This window comes from Kitasatospora setae KM-6054, assembly GCF_000269985.1.
Classification (GTDB): domain Bacteria; phylum Actinomycetota; class Actinomycetes; order Streptomycetales; family Streptomycetaceae; genus Kitasatospora; species Kitasatospora setae.
Map to the genome: position 1 here is coordinate 3,848,181 of NC_016109.1, position 16,552 is coordinate 3,864,732.

The 16,552-nt window shown below is 73.8% G+C and carries 14 protein-coding genes and 1 tRNA gene; 5 read left to right on the plus strand and 10 right to left on the minus strand.

Going from position 1 to position 16,552, the window contains the following annotated elements; genetic code table 11:
* Positions 1-216: 216 nt before the first annotated feature.
* Positions 217-3,141, plus strand: coding sequence for an AfsR/SARP family transcriptional regulator (locus KSE_RS41220; protein ID WP_051055258.1), 2,925 nt, complete (start codon positions 217-219; stop codon positions 3,139-3,141).
* Positions 3,142-3,234: 93 nt separating this feature from the next.
* Here the strand turns inward: KSE_RS41220 and KSE_RS16985 are convergent.
* Positions 3,235-3,308 (minus strand) — tRNA-Thr (locus KSE_RS16985).
* A 314-nt stretch (positions 3,309-3,622) separates the two neighbouring features.
* Here KSE_RS16985 and KSE_RS16990 point away from each other — a divergent pair.
* From KSE_RS16990 to KSE_RS17000, 3 genes are all read left to right on the plus strand, one after another.
* A complete protein-coding gene (locus KSE_RS16990) occupies positions 3,623-4,720 on the plus strand; it encodes an ABC transporter ATP-binding protein (RefSeq protein ID WP_014136554.1) in 1,098 nt (365 codons plus the stop codon).
* A gap of 234 nt (positions 4,721-4,954) precedes the next feature.
* On the plus strand, positions 4,955-5,392 hold the full coding sequence (locus tag KSE_RS16995; RefSeq protein ID WP_033258413.1) for a hypothetical protein: 438 nt from the start codon (positions 4,955-4,957) through the stop codon (positions 5,390-5,392).
* Between the two features lie 204 nt (positions 5,393-5,596).
* Entirely contained in the window at positions 5,597-6,346 is a 750-nt protein-coding gene (locus KSE_RS17000) for a nucleotidyltransferase family protein (protein ID WP_014136556.1), read from the plus strand.
* A gap of 126 nt (positions 6,347-6,472) precedes the next feature.
* Here the strand turns inward: KSE_RS17000 and KSE_RS17005 are convergent, their stop codons facing one another.
* The 7 genes from KSE_RS17005 to KSE_RS17035 form a co-directional block, all read right to left on the minus strand.
* Positions 6,473-8,035, minus strand: coding sequence for a DoxX family membrane protein (locus KSE_RS17005; protein WP_051055260.1), 1,563 nt, complete (start codon positions 8,033-8,035; stop codon positions 6,473-6,475).
* A gap of 218 nt (positions 8,036-8,253) precedes the next feature.
* Positions 8,254-9,246: a 23S rRNA (guanosine(2251)-2'-O)-methyltransferase RlmB gene (rlmB, locus tag KSE_RS17010; RefSeq protein WP_014136558.1), complete on the minus strand. Its 993-nt coding sequence runs from the start codon at positions 9,244-9,246 to the stop codon at positions 8,254-8,256.
* A 93-nt stretch (positions 9,247-9,339) separates the two neighbouring features.
* Positions 9,340-10,734 (minus strand): cysteine--tRNA ligase, encoded by a 1,395-nt coding sequence (cysS, locus tag KSE_RS17015; RefSeq protein ID WP_014136559.1) that lies wholly within the window; start codon positions 10,732-10,734, stop codon positions 9,340-9,342.
* Between the two features lie 66 nt (positions 10,735-10,800).
* Positions 10,801-11,196: a PPOX class F420-dependent oxidoreductase gene (locus tag KSE_RS17020; protein ID WP_014136560.1), complete on the minus strand. Its 396-nt coding sequence runs from the start codon at positions 11,194-11,196 to the stop codon at positions 10,801-10,803.
* A gap of 44 nt (positions 11,197-11,240) precedes the next feature.
* Positions 11,241-11,738: a 2-C-methyl-D-erythritol 2,4-cyclodiphosphate synthase gene (gene ispF, locus KSE_RS17025; protein WP_014136561.1), complete on the minus strand. Its 498-nt coding sequence runs from the start codon at positions 11,736-11,738 to the stop codon at positions 11,241-11,243.
* Entirely contained in the window at positions 11,728-12,543 is an 816-nt protein-coding gene (ispD, locus tag KSE_RS17030) for a 2-C-methyl-D-erythritol 4-phosphate cytidylyltransferase (protein ID WP_014136562.1), read from the minus strand. Before ispD ends, ispF begins: the two co-directional genes overlap by 11 nt.
* A 213-nt stretch (positions 12,544-12,756) precedes the next feature.
* The gene (locus KSE_RS17035; RefSeq protein ID WP_014136563.1) at positions 12,757-13,239 is read right to left on the minus strand and encodes a CarD family transcriptional regulator; all 483 of its coding nucleotides are present in this window, start codon (positions 13,237-13,239) and stop codon (positions 12,757-12,759) included.
* Positions 13,240-13,613: 374 nt separating this feature from the next.
* Here KSE_RS17035 and KSE_RS17040 point away from each other — a divergent pair, with 374 nt between their 5' ends.
* Entirely contained in the window at positions 13,614-14,288 is a 675-nt protein-coding gene (locus tag KSE_RS17040) for a hypothetical protein (RefSeq protein ID WP_014136564.1), read from the plus strand.
* A 64-nt stretch (positions 14,289-14,352) separates the two neighbouring features.
* On the opposite strand, the gene KSE_RS17045 is transcribed toward KSE_RS17040, so the two are convergent.
* A complete protein-coding gene (locus KSE_RS17045) occupies positions 14,353-15,045 on the minus strand; it encodes a response regulator transcription factor (RefSeq protein WP_014136565.1) in 693 nt (230 codons plus the stop codon).
* Entirely contained in the window at positions 15,042-16,328 is a 1,287-nt protein-coding gene (locus tag KSE_RS17050) for a sensor histidine kinase (RefSeq protein WP_014136566.1), read from the minus strand. The genes KSE_RS17045 and KSE_RS17050 overlap by 4 nt, the downstream gene beginning before the upstream one ends.
* Between the last annotated feature and the right edge of the window lie 224 nt (positions 16,329-16,552).

Here is a 16,552-nt window from a genome sequence, read left to right on the forward strand (position 1 = left end):
GACCGGGTGTTCGCCATGCTGATCTCCGTACGGTGCCGGACCGGTGCGGCCCTGGTGGATGGTTCGCGGTGGGACGGGACAAGCCTGGAGCGCCCCGGCAACCGGCCGATAACATCGGCCTAACGTGCGCCGACGAAGCGTCGGACGGGGGGCACGCGAACGGGGAGCAGCACGGTGCGCTTCGGTTTGCTCGGCACTCTGACGGCCCATGACGGAGTGGCCGACCGGCCGGTCCAGGGCCCCAAAGCCCGTACCCTGCTGGCCGTCCTGCTGCTGAACGCCGACCGGCCCGTCTCGCTCGACCGCCTGCTCGACGCGCTCTGGGGCGACCGGCCCCCCGCCACCGCCGAAGCCTCGCTGCGCAACCTGGTCTCCCGGCTGCGCCGGACACTCGGCGACGAGGACGGACAGCGACTGCGGTCCACCCCGTCCGGCTACCAACTCTCGCTGACAGACGACGAGTTGGACACTCGACAGTTCGAGGCCGCGATCCGCCGGGCCCGCTCCGCGCACGAGGCCGGCGACCTGTCCGCCGTACTGGCCGAGACCGCCACCGCACTCGGCCTCTGGCGCGGCGAGCCGCTGGCCGACCTCCCGGAGGCGGCCGGGGGCGGCGCGGCGGCCGAGCAGTGGCGGGAGAGCCGCCTGCAGGCCTTGGAGTGGCGCTTCGACGCCGAGTTGGGCCTGGGCCGCCCGCACGCGCCGCTGCCCGAACTCACCCGCCTGGTCCGCGAGCACCCGCTGCGCGAGGTCTTCCACGCCCAGCTGATGCTGGCCCTGCACCTGACCGGCTCCAGGGCCCGGGCCCTGGAGGTGCACCAGCGCCTGCGCACCGCCCTGATCGAGGAGTTGGGCATCGAACCCGGCCCCACCGTCCGGGCCGCGCACCAGCGGATCCTCGCCGAGCCGCCGACCGAACCGAGCAACCCAGCCGAACAGGCTGAACAGTCGGCCGAGGCGGCCGAGGCGGCCAAGGCGGCAACCGAAGCGCCGCCCGCTCCGGCCGCCACGCTCTCGGCCGACCGCCCAAGGCCGTCCCAACTCCCGCTCGTGTCACCGTACTTCGTTGGACGCCAAGAGCAACTGGCAACCCTCCGGGACGCGTTGACCGACACCTCGGAGCAGCCCGCGATCGTCGTGGTCAGCGGCCTGGCCGGCGTCGGCAAGTCCGCCCTCGCGGTGCGCTGCGCCACCGACCTGCGGGGCGAGTTCCCGGACGGGCAGCTGTTCCTGAACCTGCGCGGCGCCACCCCCGGCCTGACCCCGCTCACCGCCCACGCCGCGCTCACCGCGCTGCTGCCCGCCCTCGACGCCGCGCGGGGCGGCGTCCCCGAGGACACCGACGGCGCCGCCGCCCTGCTGCGCACCGCCCTGGCAGGCACCCGCACCCTGCTCGTCCTGGACGACGCAGCCGACCTCGCCCAGGTCCGCCCGCTGCTGCCGACCGCCCCCGGCTGCGCCGTCCTGGTCACCAGCCGCTCCCCCATGCACGCCCTGGACCACGCGCTGCACCTGCGGCTGGACGTCCTCTCCGAGCACGACGGCATCGCCCTGGTCGAACGCGCCGCCGGCCGCACCAGTGCGGACCGGTCGGTGGTCGCCATCGAGCGGACCGACCTGGCCCGCCTGGTCCGGCTCTGCGGCCGGCACCCGCTCGCCCTGCGGATCGCCGGCGCCCGGCTGGCCGCCCGCCGCACCCTCCCCGTCCGGCACCTGGTCGGCCGGCTGGAGGAGCACGAGGACCGGCTGGACGAGCTCGAACTCGACGACCTGAGCATCCGCCGCTCGCTCGCCCTGACGTACGACTCGCTGCGCGGCTCCGCCCGCCGGCCGGACGTCCGGGCCGCCGCCGCCCTCGCCGCGATCGGCACCCTCGACCTCCCCGACTACTCCGCCCCGCTGCTCGCCGCTGTCCTGCGGATCACCCCCGCCCAGGCCGCCACCGCCCTCGACCGCCTGGTCGAGGTCGCCCTGCTCGACGAGCCCCGCCCCGACCGGTACGCCCCGCACGACCTGGTCCGCGACTACGCCCGCGAACTCGTCCCCGACCCCGCCGACCGCACCGGCCACGTCCGGGCCGCGCTCGACTGGTACCGCTCGCTGACCGTCCGGATGGCCTTCGCCCTCGACCCCGGCTCCGCCCTGACCCGGGAGCTGCCGCCGGTCGCCCCCGCCGACCAGCTGGACCACGAGGGCGCGCTGGCCGCCGGCGACGCCGAGTTCGGCAACCTGCTGCTCCTGGTCGAACAGCTCACCGCCACGAACTGGGCGACCTCCGCCGAGGTCTCCCCGCTGGCCCGGGCGCTCTTCCCCTACCTGCGGGTCCGCCCGCACGCGGACGCGCTCCGGATGAACGGAATCGTCCAGCGCCTGGCGGTCCGGGACGGCGACCTGGCCGCCCAGGCGTACGCGCTCAACTCCATGGCCCACGCCCACTACTCCGCCGGCCGGAACGTCCCCGCGCTCGAACTCCTCGACGCCTGCCTGGCGGTGGCCGAGGACCCGGACTTCCGCCGCCGGGCCCTCGGCCACCGCGGCCTCGTGCTGTCCGACATGCGCCGCGTCGAGGAGGCGATGGCCAGCCTGCAAGAGGTGCTGGACCTCGCCGTCCGGGCCGGTGACGACCGCGATCAGGCCAGCGCCCTCGTCGCCCTCGGCAACCTGGTGGAAGCCGAGGACCCGCACCTGGCCATCGCCTACCACCACCGCGCCATCGACGCCGCCAACCGCTGCGGCTTCGAGTACGCGACCGTCGCCGCCCTCTGCAACATCGGCTTCGCCCACCTCCGGCTGGACGACCCCGCCGAGGCGCTGCGCCACTTCGAGCAGACCACCGGCAGCTCCCTGCGGATCGCCTCCTGGCAGATCAACACCGAGGTCTGGCGCGGCCGGGCCGAGGCACTGCGCCGCCTGGGCCGGCTGAACGACGCCCTGACCGTCGTCCGGCAACTGCTCGACCAGGCCGCCCCCCTCCAGGACGCCCTCGTCACCGGCACCTTCCAGCACACCCACGGCCTGATCCTGCGCGACCTCGGCCGCCCCGCCGAAGCCCGCGCCGCCTGGCGCTCCGCCCTGGAACGCCTCAGCACCGCCGACCACCCGGTGGTCGGCGAACTCCGCGACCTGCTCGCCACCGGCTGAACCCCCGGCCCCGCCCCCCGGCCCCCGGCCCCGGAAACGCGGAAGGCCCCTCCGCCACGACGACGGAGGGGCCACTGGCCGACAGGCCCGCGGAGCCCCCTGTCGGGTTCGAACCGACGACCCCCGCTTTACAAGAGCGGTGCTCTGGCCAACTGAGCTAAGGAGGCGCGGTGGCCGTCCGCGGGATCCACGGCGGCACCAGTGGGCAGTGTACCGGGCGGGGGCGCGGGGATGCGGGTGGTTGGCGGGGGTGGTTGGCGGGGGTGGGTGGTGGGGCGGTGGGGGCGGGTGTGACCGGATCGATGCCAACTCGGGGGCGGCGGAGGGCTGACAAAAGGACGAACTGCCAGGTAGCGTCACGGGGAGCCGCGTCCGACTGCTGTGATCCAGACCAGTTCCGGGCCTGTCGGGGCGGCGGCGAGAACATCCACCTTTACTCGGATCGTCCGGCACGTTCCTGCCGGTGAAGGAGCGAAGCACCATGGCTTCTGTGACGTACGACAAGGCCACCCGTGTGTACCCGGGTGCCGACAAGCCCTCCGTCGACCAGCTCGACCTGGAGATCGCGGACGGCGAGTTCCTCGTCCTGGTCGGCCCCTCCGGCTGTGGCAAGTCGACCTCGCTGCGCATGCTGGCCGGCCTGGAGGACGTGAACGAGGGCGCCATCCGCATCGGCGACCGCGACGTGACCCACCTGCCGCCGAAGGACCGGGACATCGCGATGGTGTTCCAGAACTACGCGCTGTACCCGCACATGACCGTCGCCGAGAACATGGGCTTCGCCCTGAAGATCGCCGGCGTGAACAAGACCGAGATCCGCACCAAGGTCGAAGAGGCCGCGAAGATCCTCGACCTGACCCAGTACCTGGACCGCAAGCCGAAGGCGCTCTCCGGTGGTCAGCGCCAGCGTGTCGCGATGGGCCGCGCGATCGTCCGCCAGCCGCAGGTCTTCCTGATGGACGAGCCGCTGTCGAACCTGGACGCCAAGCTCCGCGTCTCCACCCGTACCCAGATCGCCGGCCTGCAGCGCCGCCTGGGCATCACCACGGTCTACGTCACCCACGACCAGACCGAGGCCATGACCATGGGTGACCGCGTCGCGGTCCTCAAGGACGGTCTGCTCCAGCAGGTCGACGCGCCGCGCGCGATGTACGACCGCCCGGGCAACCTGTTCGTGGCCGGCTTCATCGGCTCCCCGGCGATGAACCTGATCGAGGTGCCGCTGGTCGACGGCGGCGTCAAGTTCGGCGGCTCGGTCATCAGCATCGCCCGCGAGGACCTGGCCAAGGCCGGCGACGCGAAGAGCGTCGTGGTCGGCATCCGTCCCGAGCACTTCCAGGTCGTCCCGGCCGGCGGCCTGGAGGGCGTCGCGGTCACCGTCAACGTGGTCGAGGAGCTCGGCGCGGACGGCTTCGTCTACGGCACCACCCAGGTGTCCGGCGAGGACAAGGACATCGTGGTCCGCGTGCACAGCCGCGAGATCCCGCAGCGCGGCGAGACCATCCACGTCGTGCCGGTCGGCAACGAGCCGCACGTCTTCACCACCGAGGCCAACGGCGGCGTGCGCCTGAGCCGCTGACGCCCGAGCCGCTGACGACGGCACCGGACGAGCGCCGCACCTGACGGCGGCGCCCGTCCCCCCGTTCTCCACCCGGAACCCCTTGCCCACGGCGGTCGGCAGGGGGTTCCGGCGTTGACGGGGGCTGCTCCGGACACGGATCGTCAACCCGATGGTGGAACAAAACGGGACAGCACTCACCCGATGGGGTAACGTGACGCGCCCGCCCGGCCACGCAGCGCTACTCTCCTGTGCGTGAAACAGCTCGTGCGCCGCATCGCCCAGACCGTTGCCCTCACCCTGCCGGTGATCCTGGTGACCACCGGCACGCTCGCCGTCACCCGCGTCCCGTGGGCCCCGCCGACCGGGCTGGACCAGCAGGTGGTCGCGGCCTCCAGCGGGGACGGCACCATCGGCCGCACCTCCACCGTGCCGAACACCGAGGGCCTGGCCCCGCAGGACGCCCTCCGGGTGGACCTGATGGAGGAGTTGAAGAACCACAATCCGGGCACCGCGCTCGACCTGCTGGAGCGCACCATGCGGGAGAAGCCCTCGCTGACCCCGTACTGCACCGCGCTGGCCGGCGAGCTCGGCCGCGCCGCGGTGAAGAAGTACCAGGGCGACGCGCAGCGCGCCCGCTCCTTCGCCCGCCCGGTCTGCGACGGCTCGTTCGCCGCCGGCGTGGTCAACTGACGCCGTCCGGACGGCCGCCCGGACGGCCGGCGGAGCGGCCGGTCGGCTGACGGCCCCGTCGAGCCACCGCCGGGCCAGGCCCCGCACCCGCCCGGTGCCGCCTCACACGCGCCCCGCACCCGCGCCCCGGCCGCCCCCCGGCCGCCCCGCGCCCGCCCTGGACAGGCCCGTCCACGCCGGGGCGGGCCCGCTAGGGTGGCGCGCATGACAGCAGACACCGGCACCGTCCCGGGTGCCACCGCCCCCGTCGTCACCCAGGCGGTGATCCTGGCCGGCGGGCAGGGCTCCCGGCTGCGGCCGTACACCGATGACCGGCCCAAGCCGCTGGTGGAGATCCCCGGCACCGGGACGCCGATCATCGGGCACCAGCTGGAGTGGCTGGCCGCCGAGGGCGTCACCGACGTGGTGATCTCCTGCGGCCACCTCGCCGAGGTGCTGCAGGAGTGGCTGGAGCAGGCCGACCTGCCGCTCCGCACCCAGACCGTGGTGGAGGCCGAACCGCTGGGCCGCGGCGGCGGGTTGAGGTACGCGGCGGCCGCCCTGCCGCGCCCCGCCGAGCCCTGGTACGCCACCAACGGCGACATCTGGACCAGGTTCAGCCTGCGCGAGATGGCCGCCTTCCACCACGAGCGGGCCGCCGTGGCGACCCTGGCGCTGGCCCGGCCGCGGATCCCGTGGGGCGCGGTGGAGACCGACCGGTTCGGCAACGTGCTGGACTTCATCGAGGCCCCGCCGTCCCCGTTCCTGATCAACGCGGGCCTGTACGTCTTCGCGCCGGGCTTCCGCGAGCTGCTGCCCGAGGTCGGCGACCACGAGCGGACCACCTTCCCGCAGCTCGCCCGCGACCGCCGGCTGGCCGGCTACCAGCTCCCGCAGGGCTGCTACTGGCGGGCCATCGACACCGCCAAGGACCTCACCGAGGCCGCCAAGGAGCTCGCCGCGTCCCGCACGTGAGGCAGCCGCGCGCCCGAAGACGCCCCCGGAACGCCACGAGAACGCCCCGAGAACGCCCGCAGGGCCCGGTACCACGGGGGAAACCCCGGTACCGGGCCCTGCGGGGCGTCCGGACGGCCCGGCCGGTCAGGCCGCGCCCACGGGCCGCTGCGGGCTCATGCCGAGCTCCAGCAGCGGCGGCCCGCTGCCCAGCAGCCCGCCGATCACCCCGTGCGAGGGCTGCGCGGTGCGCGGGGTGCCCGCCGGGGCGCCGCCGTTGCCGGTGCCGCCGGCCGAGCCGCCGTTGCCGGTGCCCGAGCCGCCGCCGGAGCCCGCGGTGGGGGCGCCGGCGCGCGGGCTCGGCGCGGTGCCGCCGCCGCCGGCCGGGGTGCTGCTCGGCTTGGGCTTGGCGCCGCCGCTGCGGCTGGGCGAGGGCGAGGGGGTGGACGAGGCGGGGGCCTTGCCCTGGCCGGTGGTGGCGCTGGGCGACGGCGTGGGCGAGGGGGCCGACGGGGACGGCGACGGGCTGTTGCTGGGCCAGACCGGGGAGCCGTAGTCGGTGGGCCGCTTGGCCGGCGCCTTGGGGTCGCCGGTGCGGACGGCCGCGCCGAGCAGCGAGCCGGACAGCAGGGTCAGGCCGACCACCACCGCGGTGACGACGCCGCGCCGGCGCAGCATCCGCCGCCGGACGGCACCGGGTTCGGCGGGCCCGTGCCGGCGGAACGCCTCCAGGGCGATCCGCCCGTCCAGCGAGGCGAACGGGGCTCCGGCGATCAGCAGCGGGCTCCAGGCCGCGAGGAAGATCAGGTCGGGGGTGTCGTAGACCGGCACCGCCTTCCAGCTCACGGTGAACAGCAGCGCCGCGGAGAGCGCCATCGCGGTGCCGGCCGCCAGCCGCTGCCACAGGCCCAGGATGGACAGCACGCCGACCACGATCTCCAGGAAGGAGACCGCGAGCCCGGCGCCGACCGGGTGGGCCATCGCGAAGTCCAGCAGCGGCTGGGCGACCTTCCACGGGTGCAGCGAGGACAGCCAGCGCATCATCGAGCCGCGCTCGCCGCCGTCGAAGTACACCGGGTCGCACAGCTTGCTGAACCCGGCGTACACCGACAGCGAGCCGAGCAGCACCCGCAGCGGCAGCAGCACCAGGCCGAGGTCGACCCGGCGGCCCGGGTACCAGGCGTGCCTGGAGCCCTCGCCGAGCGACGGCACCTCGGGCAGTTCGCCCTCGGGCTGCCAGCTGCGGCCGGCCCCGATCCGGACCGACTCGTCCAGCACCTCGGGCACGCCGACGTGCGGGGTCTCGCCCGCCGCCGGGCCGGTCGGCCCGTACTGCCGGGGGACGCCCTGCACCTGCTGGGTGTCGTCGTCGGCGAAGCCCTTGGCGGGCGCGGGCACGGTGCTCAGCCGGACGGCTTCCAGCAGCTGGGTCGCGGCGGTGTCGCCCGGCCCGGCCTGGCCGCTCCAGGCGGTGACCACCCGGGCCTTGCGGCGCGGCGCCGCGCCGGTGACCGAGGCGGCGGTGATCCCGGCCAGCGCGGGCACCGACGAGACGGGCACCACGATCTGCGGGGTGACGCCGCCGCGCAGGCCGTACGGGTCACCGAAGGCGGCACCGGCCGGGGCGTCGATCATCGGGGCCACCGGGGCGGAGAGCCTGACCCGGAAACTGGCCTGGGTGCTGCTGAGCCTCGACGGGTCGGACGGCACCCGGACCGTGTTGAGGACCGGTCCGTCGTCTATCCCCGCGGGGCGCTGCCCGAGGCGCAGAGGTGTTCTGGTGTCCACACCCCTCTAACCGGGTGACGGGCCCGGAGGACACTCTCCCGGGTGGATTCCCGGAGAGGATTTGAAGTGATCATGGGAAAACCGATCGGGCCCGACCGGACCCGACCGGTTCCCCCACGAAAACGACGGGACGGACGGCGTCAGCGCTTGGCGCGCAGCCGGGCGGCCTCGTACAGCACGATGCCCGCCGCGACGCCGGCGTTCAGCGACTCGGTCTGGCCCGGCATCGGGATCCGCACCAGCAGGTCGCAGGTCTCCGACACCAGGCGGGACAGGCCCTTGCCCTCGGAGCCGGCCACGATCACCACCGGCCCGTTCAGCGCGTCCAGGTCGCCGATCTCGGCCTCCCCGTCGGCGGCCAGGCCGACCACCATCACGCCGGCCTTCTGGTACGACTCCAGCGCGCGGGTCAGGTTGGTGGCGCGCGCCACGGGCAGCCGCGCCGCCGCGCCGGAGGAGGTCTTCCAGGCGCCCGCGGTCATGCCGGCCGCCCGGCGCTCCGGGATCACCACGCCGTGCGCGCCGAACGCGGCGGCGGAACGGACCACGGCGCCGAGGTTGCGGGAGTCGGTGACGCCGTCCAGCGCGACGATCAGCGCGTCCTGGCCGGCGTCGGCCGCGCCCTCCAGCAGGTCGTCGGGGTGCGCGTACTCGTACGGCGGGACCTGCAGCACCAGGCCCTGGTGGTTCAGGCCGCCGGTCATCTGGTCCAGCTGGGCGCGCGGCGCCTCCATCAGCGGGACGCCGCGCTCGTTGGCGGCCTGGAAGGCGTCCCGGACCCGGTCGTCGGTGTCCAGGAACTGCTGCACGTACAGCGCGGTCGCCGGGACGCCGCCCTGCAGCGCCTCGACCACCGAGTTGCGGCCCACCACCAGCTCGGCCGCGCCGGCGCCGCCGCGCCCGCTGCGCGAGCCGGCGCCGGAGCGGCGCATGCCCGCGCGGGACTTCGCGTCGCGCTCGCGCTTGAGCGCCGCGTTGGCGGCGCGCTGCTTGGGGTGTCCCTTGCGGGCCTCGCCGGGCGGGGTCGGGCCCTTGCCCTGGAGCGCCTTCCGGCTGTGGCCGCCGGTACCGACACTCGCGCCCTTCTTCGATCCGGCGTTGCGTCGGTTCCTGCGCTGGCTGTTGCCGGCCATGGCTGTACTTCCTGTCTCTGCGTCTGCTTCGTGCGTCGGGGCCGCACCCCTACAAAGGTACGGCCCCTGCGCGCCCCGGAGGGCTACTGGTTGTTACTGACCGATCGTCCAGCGCGGGCCGGACGGGGTGTCCTCGACCGCCAGCCCGGCCGCGCCGAGCTGGTCGCGGATCGCGTCCGCGGTCGCGAAGTCCTTGCGGGCGCGGGCCGCCTGGCGCTGCTCCAGGACCAGCCGGACCAGCGCGTCGACCACGCCGGTGAGCTCCTCGCCCTGGCCGGCGCCGTCGGCCCACTGCTCGTCCAGCGGGTCCAGGCCGAGCACGCCGAGCATCGCCCGGACCTCGGCCAGCCGGGCCGCGGTCGACTCCTTGTCGTCCGCGCCGAGCGCGCTGTTGCCCTGCCGGACGGCGGTGTGCACCACGGCGAGCGCCTGCGGGACGCCCAGGTCGTCGTCCATCGCCTCGGCGAAGGCCGGCGGCACCTCGGGCGCCGGGTCGACCGGGCCGCAGCGCTCCACGGCCCGCTCGATGAAGCCCTCGATCCGGGCGAACCCGGTCTCGGCCTCGCGCAGCGACTCCTCGCTGTACTCGATCATCGAGCGGTAGTGCGGGCCGGCCAGGTAGTAGCGCAGCACGATCGGCCGCCAGCGCCGGACCATCTCGGAGACCAGCACCGAGTTGCCCAGCGACTTCGACATCTTCTCGCCGGCCAGCGTCACCCAGGCGTTGTGCACCCAGAAGTTGGCGAAGTCGTCGCCGTACGCCCTGGACTGGGCGATCTCGTTCTCGTGGTGCGGGAAGATCAGGTCGAGCCCGCCGCCGTGGATGTCGAACGCCCGGCCCAGGTACTTGTGCGCCATCGCGGAGCACTCCAGGTGCCAGCCCGGCCGGCCGCGGCCCCAGGGCGTCTCCCAGCTCGGCTCGCCGGGCTTGACGGCCTTCCACATCGCGAAGTCGCGCGGGTCGCGCTTGCCGGTCTCGTTGTCGCCGGCCGGCTGCCGCAGGTTCTCCAACTCCTGGTTGGAGAGCTCCAGGTAGTCCGGGAAGGTGGTGACCGCGAAGTACACGTTGCCGTCGGCGGCGTACGCGTGGCCGCGCTCGATCAGCCCGCGCATCATCTCGATCATCTCGGGCACGTGCCCGGTGGCCCGCGGCTCGACGCTCGGCGGCAGGCAGCCGAGGGCGGCGTAGCCCTCGCTGAAGGCGCGCTCGTTGGCGGACGCGATCTTCCACCAGTCGGTGGACTGCTCGCGCCCCTTGGCGATCACCTTGTCGTCGATGTCGGTGACGTTGCGGACGAACGTGACGTCGTAGCCGCGGTAGCGGAACCACCGCTGCATCACGTCGAAGTTCAGGCCGGACCGGATGTGCCCGATGTGCGGCGGTGCCTGGACCGTGGCGCCACACAGGTAGATCGAGACACAGCCCGGCACCAGCGGGACGAAGTCGCGTACCTGGCGGGTCATGGTGTCGTACAGGCGAAGGCTCACAGCGACCAGGGTAGTGGGCGGCGGGGGGTGCCCCGCCACCTTCCCGCCCCTTTGTCGTGCCCTCGTTCAGCCGATGTTCCCGACGATCTTGCGCGGGCTGAGCCGGACCACCACCCGCACCGCGTCCGGCCCGTCGAAGCGGTAGTCCTCACCTCGGTACTTGCGCGACAGCTCGTCGATCAGCTCCCGGCCGCCCTCGGTGGTCATGGTGACCTCGCCGCGCGCCTCGAAGTAGGTGTACGGATCGGCCGCCGGGTTGACCAGCAGGCTGATCCGCGGGTCGCGCAGCAGGTTGAGGTGCTTGCGGCGGCCCTGGACGGTGGAGAACAGGATGTCGTCCCCGTCCCGCCGCACCCAGACCACCGACGACTGCGGACTGCCGTCGGGCTGCACCGTGGACACCACGGCGTAGCTCTTCGCGTCCAGCAACTCCTTGACCTTGTCGCCGAGTTCGACGCCCATTCGTCCTCCTGTGCCTGGTTCCTGACGGTCGGTCGGAAATCAGGCTAGGACGCGGGCCGTTCGTAGACCAGCGCCGTGGCGATCGCGGCGAGTCCCTCTGCCCGGCCGGTCAGGCCGAGGCCGTCGGTGGTGGTGCCGGAGACCGAGACCGGGGCGCCGACCGCCGCCGACAGCGCGGCCTGCGCTTCGGCGCGCCGCCTGCCGACCTTCGGGCGGACGCCGATCACCTGCACCGACACGTTGCCGATCTCGAAGCCGGCCTCCCGGACCAGCCGGGCCGCCTCGGCCAGCAGCGCCACCCCGGCCGCGCCCGCCCACTCGGGGCGGGAGGTGCCGAAGTGCGCGCCCAGGTCGCCGATGCCGGCCGCGGAGAACAGCGCGTCGCAGGCGGCGTGCGCGACCACGTCGGCGTCCGAGTGCCCGGCCAGGCCGGTCTCGCCGGGCCAGTCCAGGCCGGCCACCCGCAGCGGGCGGCCCTCCTCGAAGGCGTGCACGTCGGTGCCGATGCCGACCCGGGGGACGATCGGGCGGTCAGTAGCCATCGGTGGCCCTCCGGCGGGCGAGTACGGCCTCGGCGAGCACGAGGTCCAGCGGACGGGTCACCTTGAACGCCTCCTCGTGGCCGGGCACCACGACCACCCGGCCGCCGAAGCGCTCGATCAGCCCGGCGTCGTCGGTCACCTCGACGCCCTCGGCCAGCGCCCTGCCGTGCGCCTCGACCAGCCCGGGCAGGTCGAAGCCCTGCGGGGTCTGCACCGCGCGCAGCGCGGCGCGGTCGGGCGTGTCGAGCACCGGCTCCGGGCCGGACGGCTGCGGCTCGACCCGCTTGACGGTGTCGGCCAGCGGCACCGCGGGCACCACCGCCCCGGCCCCGGCGCGGACGGCGGCGGCCACCGCGTCCACCACCTCGACCGGCACCAGCGGGCGGGCCGCGTCGTGCACCAGCACCACCCGGGTGCCCTCCGGGACGGCCGCCAGGCCGAGCCGCACCGACTCCTGCCGGCTGGCGCCGCCGGGCACCACCCGGACGTCCTTGCCGTCCAGGCCGTGGCTGTCCAGCAGCGAGACCACCTCGGCCACCCCGTCCGGCGGGGCGCAGACCACCACCAGGCCGACCGCCCGGCTGCGGGCCAGCGCCCGGACGGCGTGCACCAGCAGCGGCACGCCGCCGAGTTCGCGCAGCGCCTTGGGGGCGCCGGGGCCGAGTCGCTCGCCGCGCCCGGCGGCCGGGACGACCGCCGCCGCGAGCTGTACTGAGGCGTTCAGGTTTGGCTCCTCGGTAGTGATGGGTATGGCCCGTCCCGAGCGCGGATGACGCGAGCGGGCAGGCCCCCTTCCTGACTGCACGTTAGTGGAACCGCGCCCGCCGTTCCGCCATGCCACCGACCCCTTTCCGGGCATGGCGAAGCGCCCGAGGTGCCGTTCGGGCACCACCGGGCGCTGCGTCAAACCTGGATCGACCGGGCTCATCGACCGGGCTTCAGGGCCTGGACGGCCCGGTGGGACGGCACTCGGCAGGACGACACCGAGCACGCCGCGCACCGAGCAGGGCGGGACGGCTCAGGAGGCGAGGACCTCGTCGAGCAGTGTCTCGGCCTTGTCCTCGTTGGTGTTCTCGGCGAGTGCCAGCTCGCTCACCAGGATCTGACGCGCCTTGGCCAGCATCCGCTTCTCGCCGGCGGACAGGCCGCGCTCGCGCTCACGGCGCCACAGGTCGCGGACGACCTCGGCCACCTTGATCACGTCGCCGGAGGCGAGCTTCTCGAGGTTCGCCTTGTACCGGCGAGACCAGTTGGTGGGTTCTTCGGTGTACGGTGCCCGGAGCACCTCGAAGACGCGGTCCAGGCCTTCCTGGCCCACCACGTCGCGGACGCCGACGAACTCGGCGTTCTCCGCGGGAACGCGAAGCGTCAGATCTCCCTGCTGCACCTTCAGCACCAGGTAGGTCTTGTCCACACCTTTGATCTGGCGAGTTTCGATGGCCTCGATCAGCGCAGCCCCGTGATGGGGGTAGACCACCGTGTCGCCAACCTTGAACGTCATGTGACAGGACCCCTTCCGTGGCTTTCCAGAATAACACGCTTTTCGGCTGACTCGAAGGGCGTTTTCGCAGGTCAGGGCCGGTCCCAGGGCTTGACAACCACCCCCGTCGCATGCTGCGACCGGTGTTCGATCCGGGCTTCCCGCAGGTCGGAGGCGGTCTGGTCGCACGGCGAAACCTCTGGTCACATGCCCGAAACCATGATTGGATCTTGAGTTTTTGCCCACGACGCGCCGGACGCCCCGGATCGTGATCGGACCGCGACACGGGGCCACCCCGTGAGAGCCGGATATGTGCGGTCGGTAGTCTGACCCTCGACCACCGACCGTGATCCGTTTTCCGCTGGATCGTCCCCCACCAAGGAGAAGTCGCCGCCGTGAGCCGGAGCCTTCGACGCGGCGCTGCCGCCGCCATCGTCCTCGCCGCGATCGTTCCGCTGGCCGCCTGCGCCGCGGGCAACGACGCGAGCACGCTGGAGATCAAGCCGGACAACGCGGCCACCTCGATCGCGGGCAAGGTCAAGCTCAACAACATCGTGGTGGTCACCCCGGCCGGCACCGCGGGCGAGTACAAGGGCGCGGCGGCCGTCACGGTCAACATCGCCAACACCGGCACCAGCGACGAGGTGCTCACCTCGGTGAAGATCGGCGACACCGCCGCCAAGCTGACCGGTGCGGACGGCGCCGCCGTCACCAGCATCCAGATCAAGGCCGGCCAGTCGGTGCTGCTCGGCGGCACCGGCAACCCGACCGCCCAGATCGCCTCCTCCGACCTCTCGGTCGGCGGCTACGCCACGACCACCTTCGGCTTCCAGCAGGCCGGCGAGGTCTCGGCCGACGCCAACGTGCAGCCGGCCGTCGGCCACTACGCGGGCTTCGGCCCGAAGGCCGCCGCCAGCCCGTCCGCCGCGGCCTCCGGGTCCGCCGCGGCTTCGGCCGGCGCGTCGGCCGGCGCGTCCGCGACCGCGTCGGCCCCGGCCGGTGCCACCGCGAGCGGCTCGGCCTCCGCCCCCGTCAGCCCGTCCGGCTCGGCCTCGGCCTCGGCGCGCTGACGCACCCCGCCGCACGCGAAGGGCCCCGCCGAGGCGGGGCCCTTCGCGCTGTGCCGGGCCGGGTTTACGGCTCGAACTTGTAGCCCAGGCCGCGGACCGTGACCAGGTAGCGCGGGGCGCCCGGGTCCGGCTCGATCTTCGCCCGCAGGCGCTTGACGTGGACGTCCAGGGTCTTGGTGTCGCCGACGTAGTCCGCGCCCCAGACCCGGTCGATCAGCTGCATCCGGGTGAGCACCCGGCCCGCGTTGCGCAGCAGCATCTCCAGCAGGTCGAACTCCTTGAGCGGCAGGTCGACCTTGGCGCCGTCCACCGTCACCACGTGCCGGTCGACGTCCATCCGGACCGGGCCGGCCTCCAGCGCGCCCGGGGCGGCCGCGCCGTCGGCGCCGCCGTCCTCGCCGCGGCGGCGGAGCACCGCGCGGATCCGGGCGACCAGCTCGCGGGTGGAGTACGGCTTGGTGACGTAGTCGTCGGCTCCTATCTCCAGGCCGACCACCTTGTCGATCTCGCTGTCCTTCGCGGTGACCATGATCACCGGGACGTTGGAGCGGACCCGCAGCTGGCGGCAGACCTCGGTGCCGGGCAGGCCCGGCAGCATCAGGTCGAGCAGGACGAGGTCGGCTCCGTTGCGCTCGAACTGCTCCAGCGCGTCGGGGCCGGTGGCGGCGACCGCCACCTCGAAGCCCTCCTTGCGGAGCATGTACGACAGGGCGTCGCTGAACGACTCCTCGTCCTCGACCACCAGTACACGGGTCACGATCGGGCCTCCGGGGCAGGAAATGTGGTTGTTGCTGCGTGGGTGTCGCGGTCCCCGGCCGGAGCCTGCCCGGCGGGGAGCCGCAGAGTGAAGGTGGAACCCTGGCCCTCGACGCTCCACACCGACACGGTGCCGCGGTGCGAGGCGGCGACGTGCTTGACGATGGACAGGCCGAGGCCGGTGCCACCGGTGAGGCGGGAGCGGGCGGGGTCCACCCGGTAGAAGCGTTCGAAGATCCGCTCGCGGTCCTTCTCCGAGATGCCGATGCCCTGGTCGGTCACCGAGATCTCGATCAGCTCGCCGTCCGCCTCGCCCAGCGCGGCGGCGCTGGAGATCCGGCGGGTGGCGATGGCGACCCTGGTGCGCGGCGGGCTGTAGTTCACCGCGTTCTCCACCAGGTTGCCGAGCGCGGCGGCCAGTTGGCCGCGGTTGCCGACCAGGTACAGGCCGGCGGTGCCGCCCGCCGCGATGACGATCTGCTTGGCGGCCGCGGTCTGCCGGCAGCGGTCGATCGCCTCGGCGATCAGCTCGTCCACCGCGACCGGCTCCGGGTCGACCTTGAGCTGGTCGTCCTGGACCCGGGACAGGTCGATGATCTCCTGCACCAGACTGGCCAGCCGGGTCGCCTCGACCTGCATCCGGCCGGCGAAGCGCTGCACCGCCTCCGGGTCGTCGGAGGCGTCCGCGACGGCCTCGGAGAGCAGCGAGAGCGCGCCGACCGGGGTCTTCAGCTCGTGCGAGACGTTCGCCACGAAGTCGCGCCGGATCGCCTCGATCCGGCGGCGCTCGGTGCGGTCCTCGACCAGCACCAGCACCAGCCGGGAGCCCAGCGGGGCGACCCGGACCGAGACCGCCAGCGGCTCGGCGGTGCGCGCCGAGGCGCCCGGACGGGTCAGCTCCAGCTCGATCTGCCGGATCTCGCCGTCCCGCCGGGTGGAGCGGGCCAGCGCCAACATCTGGTCCACCGCCACCTTGCCGCCGCGGACCAGGCCCATCGCGTAGGCGGCGGAGGAGGCCTTGACCACCTCGTCGCCCTCGCCGAGCACGATCGCGCAGGAGCGCAGCACCGAGAGCACGGTGTCCACGCCCGGGGGCAGGGCCGGCTCCTGCTCCAGCTCCGCCGGTGCGCTGCCCCTGCCGGTCCTGCCCGCCTTGCCGGTCCTGCCGCCGTTCCGGTCCCGCGCCTGCTCCCGCTCGCTCCAGCGGAAGGCGATGGAGGCGGTGAGGCCGACGCCGAGCCCGGCTATGGCGCAGGCAGCGGCGGCGGCCACGTTCACGTCCATGCCTGTCAGCGTAAATGGTGTCCGGGCGCGCTCCGTAAGGGTGCGATCAAGGCATCGGCCTGACGTTGCCGAGAATTCACCTTCACGCTCCCGCCGATTCACCGCAGAGGCCGTGGGAGGTCGCCCGAACGGCTCAGTCTGGGCCGGGCAAGCCCGTGTGGGCGGTGACGCGGCTACCATTCGCGCCACCAGCAGCGGCCGCCCGCACCCTCCGCCCTCCCGGC